4 protein-coding genes and 1 pseudogene are annotated in these 4,813 nt (G+C 72.4%); 3 read left to right on the top strand and 2 right to left on the bottom strand.

Annotation, left to right across the window (positions count from 1 at the left end; translation table 11 throughout):
• Window positions 1-320, bottom strand: a 320-nt coding sequence (locus HTZ82_RS05600; RefSeq protein ID WP_217623703.1) for a septum formation initiator family protein, incomplete at its 3' end; no start/stop codon positions are given.
• A gap of 47 nt (window positions 321-367) precedes the next feature.
• Window positions 368-1,312 (bottom strand): annotated as a pseudogene (rsmH, locus tag HTZ82_RS05595) (16S rRNA (cytosine(1402)-N(4))-methyltransferase RsmH); the annotation flags it as partial.
• 493 nt (window positions 1,313-1,805) lie between these two features.
• On the opposite strand from rsmH, the gene HTZ82_RS05590 reads away from it, so the two are divergent.
• The 3 genes from HTZ82_RS05590 to HTZ82_RS05580 form a co-directional block, all read left to right on the top strand.
• Entirely contained in the window at window positions 1,806-2,354 is a 549-nt protein-coding gene (locus HTZ82_RS05590; RefSeq protein WP_254711646.1) for a carbonic anhydrase, read from the top strand.
• A 214-nt stretch (window positions 2,355-2,568) separates the two neighbouring features.
• The gene (locus HTZ82_RS05585) at window positions 2,569-3,591 is read left to right on the top strand and encodes a MoxR family ATPase (RefSeq protein WP_175408151.1); all 1,023 of its coding nucleotides are present in this window, start codon (window positions 2,569-2,571) and stop codon (window positions 3,589-3,591) included.
• Window positions 3,591-4,813, top strand: a 1,223-nt coding sequence (locus HTZ82_RS05580) for a DUF58 domain-containing protein (protein WP_175408150.1), incomplete at its 3' end; no start/stop codon positions are given. The genes HTZ82_RS05585 and HTZ82_RS05580, both read left to right, overlap by 1 nt.

Below are 4,813 nucleotides of genomic sequence, written 5' to 3'. Positions count from 1 at the left end.
GTGGGCGCGGGGGCCGGGCCGGGCAGGCCGCGCACCGTACCGTCGGGTTCCAGGAACGCGGGGGCGCCGCCCGGCACCATGCCGAGTTCGCGGGCGCGGCGTTCCAGGGCGTCGGGGGCGGATCTGGCGTCCACGTCGCGCTGGAGGGCCTGCTCCTCGTCGGTGAGTTCGGTGGTCTTCTTCTTCAGCTCGTTCAGCTTGAAGGAGCCCTGGCTGAGGGACGTGTTGAGCAGCAGCAGGCCGATCAGGCCGCCGCCGAGCAGCAGGACGACGAGCAGGACGAAAGGGGTGCGGGCGGCCGTGCTCGGCCCGGACGGCATGAACCGGGCCAGCCGCGCCGCGCGCCCCTTCAGGGGTCCCGCCTTCGTCACATGTCCTCCCTGATCCGCTCCGCACCGCGCAGTCGGGCCGGTGCGGCCCGGCGGTTCTCGGCGACCTCCTCCTCTGTGGGAAGTTCGGCGCCGCGGGTCAGCAGCTTGAGCCGTGGCTGGTACCGCTCGGGCACGACCGGCAGTCCGGGCGGTGCCGTGGTGGCGGCGCCGGCCGCGAAGACCTGTTTGACGAGGCGGTCCTCAAGCGAGTGGTACGAGAGGACGGCGATGCGCCCGCCGACGGCGAGGGCCTTCACGGCGGCCGGGATCGCCCGCTCCAGGACGGCCAGCTCGCCGTTGACCTCGATACGCAGGGCCTGGAACGTCCGCTTGGCGGGGTTGCCTCCGGTGCGCTTGGCTGCCTGGGGCAGGGCGTCGCGGATGACCTCGACGAGGCGGGCGCTGCGCGTGAAGGGCTCCTTCTCGCGCTCGCGCACGACGGCCGCCACGATCCGCTTGGCCTGCTTCTCCTCGCCGTACGCGCGCAGGATGCGGACCAGTTCGCCGGGCGGGTAGGTGTTGAGGACCTCGGCGGCGCTGATGCCGGTCGTCTGGTCCATGCGCATGTCGAGGGGGGCGTCCTGGGCGTAGGCGAAGCCGCGCTCGGCCTCGTCGAGCTGCATGGACGAGACGCCGAGGTCGAAGAGGACGCCCTGGACGCGCGGGACGCCGAGCCGGTCGAGGACGTCGGGCAGCTCGTCGTACACGGCGTGGACCAGGGTGGCGCGGTCACCGAAGCGTGCGAGGCGCTCGCCGGAGAGGCGCAGGGCCTCGGTGTCCCGGTCGAGGGCGATGAGCCGGGCCTCGGGGAAGCGGGTCAGGAGGGCCTCGCTGTGGCCGCCGAGGCCGAGGGTGCAGTCGACGACGACGGCTCCGGGGCGTTCCAGTGCCGGGGCGAGCAGGTCCAGGCACCGCTGGAGCATCACGGGGACGTGCCGGGCGTTCCCGTTCGCGTCTCCGTCGGGCCGTCCGCGGTCGCCCTCGCCATCGCGATTGCCGTCGCCGTCGCCATCGCGATCGCCGGGGAGCTCCGCCTTGTCGGGGAGGTCCGCCGGGCTGGCACCGGCGGCACCCCCATCGCGCCCTTTCAATCTGCCCTCTCAGGTCCGGCGCGGCGTACGTACTGCCGGTTCCGCGCTCGTACGTACCGCCCGCACACGCGGAGGAGAAACCGCCGGAAATCGGGTCGGAATTCGCTCGATATCTCCGCAGTCTCCCGTGAACTTCGCGCCACTCTAGTCCACTCCTCCGCGCGGTCAATCAACCGGCCAGCGCGTCTCCGGAGGGTGAGCACAGGGGGAGCAATCGGGATGCTTCACCCTTCCGGCCGCAGCCGCCTCGCTCTTGTGGGTTACCTCACAACAAGACTCGTTGGCGGTCTTTGTCCCCTCTCACAGCGCGCCCGCGCGGGGCGTGACCATTAACGTCATAGCTATGTCGACTTCCGCGCATCTCTCGACCGACCAGGTAGACGCCGGCGAGACGGTCACCGACCGGCTCATCGAGGCGAACCGCACGTACGCATCGAAGTTCACGGATCCGGGCATGGACGCGCGGCCTGTGCTGAAGGTCGCCGTGGTGGCCTGCATGGACGCCCGTCTGGACCTGCACGCCGCGCTGGGCCTCAACCTGGGCGACTGCCACACCATCCGCAACGCGGGTGGCGTCGTCACGGACGACGTGATCCGCTCGCTCACGATCAGCCAGCGGGCGCTGGGCACGCGCAGCATCGTGCTCGTGCACCACACCGGGTGCGGCCTGGAGGTGATCACCGAGGGCTTCCGCGACGAGCTGGAGCAGGAGGTGGGGCAGCGTCCGACGTGGGCGGTCGAGGCGTTCCGTGACGTCGACCAGGACGTACGCCAGTCGATGCAGCGGGTGCGGACCTCGCCGTTCCTCCAGCACACGGACGACGTCCGCGGCTTCGTCTTCGACGTGAGCACGGGCCTGCTCCGCGAGGTGGACCCGACCGACCCGCGCTGACCCGCGCCGACCGCCGTACGGACCGGATCAACCCCTGACATATCACCCGCAGTTATCCACAGCCGAGTGACACCGCGCTGTACGCCAACAAGAATGCGGGGGTGACACCTCCTCCGGAACGCGCCGAGCGCGCCGGGGGCGGTGTCCGTGTTTCTGGGTGGGCCGTGCCGTATGCCGTGCACCGGCCCATGAACGAAGGGCCGAGGAGGGCCGGGTGACGACCTATGACGATCGAGCGAGCCTCGCGGATCTGACCACCACAGCGGAGCGGGTCCGCCGGTCGGTGGAGGGTGTGATCGAGGGCAAGCCCGAGGTCGTACGGCTCTCGCTGACCGTACTGCTGGCCGAGGGGCATCTGCTCATCGAGGATGTGCCGGGCGTCGGCAAGACGATGCTGGCCAAGGCGCTGGCGCGGTCCATCGACTGCTCGGTGCGGCGGATCCAGTTCACGCCGGACCTGCTGCCGTCGGACATCACGGGTGTCTCGGTCTACGACCAGCAGCGGCACGAGTTCGAGTTCAAGCCGGGCGCGATCTTCTCGCAGATCGTGATCGGCGACGAGATCAACCGGGCATCGCCGAAGACGCAGTCGGCGCTGCTGGAGTCGCTGGAGGAGCGCCAGGTCACCGTCGACGGGCACTCGTACGAGCTGCCGAGCCCGTTCATGGTGGTCGCCACGCAGAACCCGGTGGAGATGGAAGGAACGTATCCGCTTCCCGAGGCGCAGCGGGACCGTTTCATGGCCCGGGTGTCGATCGGCTACCCGAGCGCGGAGGCCGAGCTGCGGATGCTCGGCACGCACGGGTCGGTGTCCCCGCTGGACGACCTCCAGCCGGTGGCGCACGCCCATGACATCGTGAAGCTCGTCGAGGCGGTCCGTACGGTGCATGTCGCCGACGCCGTCCAGCGGTACGCGGTGGACCTGGTCGCGGCGACGCGGAGCCACCCCGACCTGAGACTCGGCGCCTCCCCGCGCGCGACGCTGCATCTGCTGCGCGCCGCGAAGGCGTCCGCCGCGCTGAGCGGCCGGGAGTACGCGCTGCCCGACGACCTCCAGGGACTCGCCGTGCCCGTGCTGGCGCACCGGCTGCTGCCGACCGCGCAGGCCCAGCTGAACCGGCGGACCGCGGAGCAGGTCGTCCTGGACATCCTGCAGCGCACGCCTGTGCCGGCGGTGGCGACGCAGCCCTCCGAGGCGTACTTCGGCCAGCGGCAGCCCGGCCTGCGGCGGCTGTGATGACGGCCGGGGGACCCGCCGCGGGGCAGCCGGCCGCCGACGGGCCCGCCGGGGCTGCGGGCGGTGCCGTGAAGGGCGGGGTCCGGGGCGCGCTCAGTGGGCTCACCACGCGTGGCCGGTCGTTCCTGGCCGCGGGCGTGGCGGCGGCCGTCTGCGCGTACGTGCTGGGGCAGGCCGATCTGCTGCGCGTCGGGCTGCTGCTCGCGGTGCTGCCGCTGGTGTGCGTGACCGTGCTGTACCGCACCCGCTACCGGGTGACCGCGACGCGGCGGCTCAGCCCTCAGCGGGTGCCGGCGGGCGACGAGGCGCGGGTGCGTCTGCGGATGGACAACGTGTCGCGGCTCCCCACGGGGCTGCTGATGCTCCAGGACCAGGTGCCGTACGTGCTGGGGCCGCGGCCCCGGTTCGTGCTGGACCGCGTGGAGCCGGGCGGCAAGCGGGAGGTCTCGTACCGGGTCCGCTCCGATCTGCGCGGGCGATATCCGCTGGGGCCGCTCCAGCTACGGCTGAGCGACCCGTTCGGAATGTGCGAGCTGACGCGTTCCTTCAGCGCGTACGACCTGCTGACGGTCGTGCCGCGCACGGAGCCGCTGCCGCCGGTCCGGCTGGCCGGTGAGGCTCCGGGGTACGGCGAGGGGCGGCAGCGCTCGCTCGCGCAGGCCGGCGACGACGACGTGATCCCGCGCGGGTACCGGTACGGCGACGATCTGCGCCGGGTGCACTGGCGGTCCACGGCGCGGTACGGCGAGCTGATGGTGCGCCGCGAGGAGCAGCCGCAGCGGGCGCGGTGCACGGTGCTGCTGGACACCAGGGCGGTCGGTTACGACGGCGGCGGCCCCGACTCGGCGTTCGAGTGGGCCGTGTCGGGCGCGGCGTCGGTCGTCGGGCACATGCTGGAGCGCGGCTACGCGGTCCGGCTGCTCACGGACACCGGGGACGCGCTGCCCGGCGACGGCTCGGACGGGTACGTGTCGTCGGGGCACGACGCGGCGGACGCGGCAGGTCTGATGATGGACACGCTCGCGGTCGTCGACCACTCCGACGAGGACGGGCTCACGCGCGCGTACGACGTACTGCGGGGCGGCGGGGAAGGCCTGCTGATCGCCTTCGTCGGGGACCTGGACGAGGACCAGGCGGCGGTCGCGGGCCGGATGCGGCACCGGGCGGGCGCGGCGGTCGCGTTCGTCCTGGACAGCGGCGCCTGGCTGAGCGGCCCGGGCGG

Source organism: Streptomyces sp. TRM64462, from assembly GCF_013362995.1.
Taxonomy (GTDB): domain Bacteria; phylum Actinomycetota; class Actinomycetes; order Streptomycetales; family Streptomycetaceae; genus Streptomyces.
This window is presented reverse-complemented; position numbering and strand designations above follow the sequence as displayed.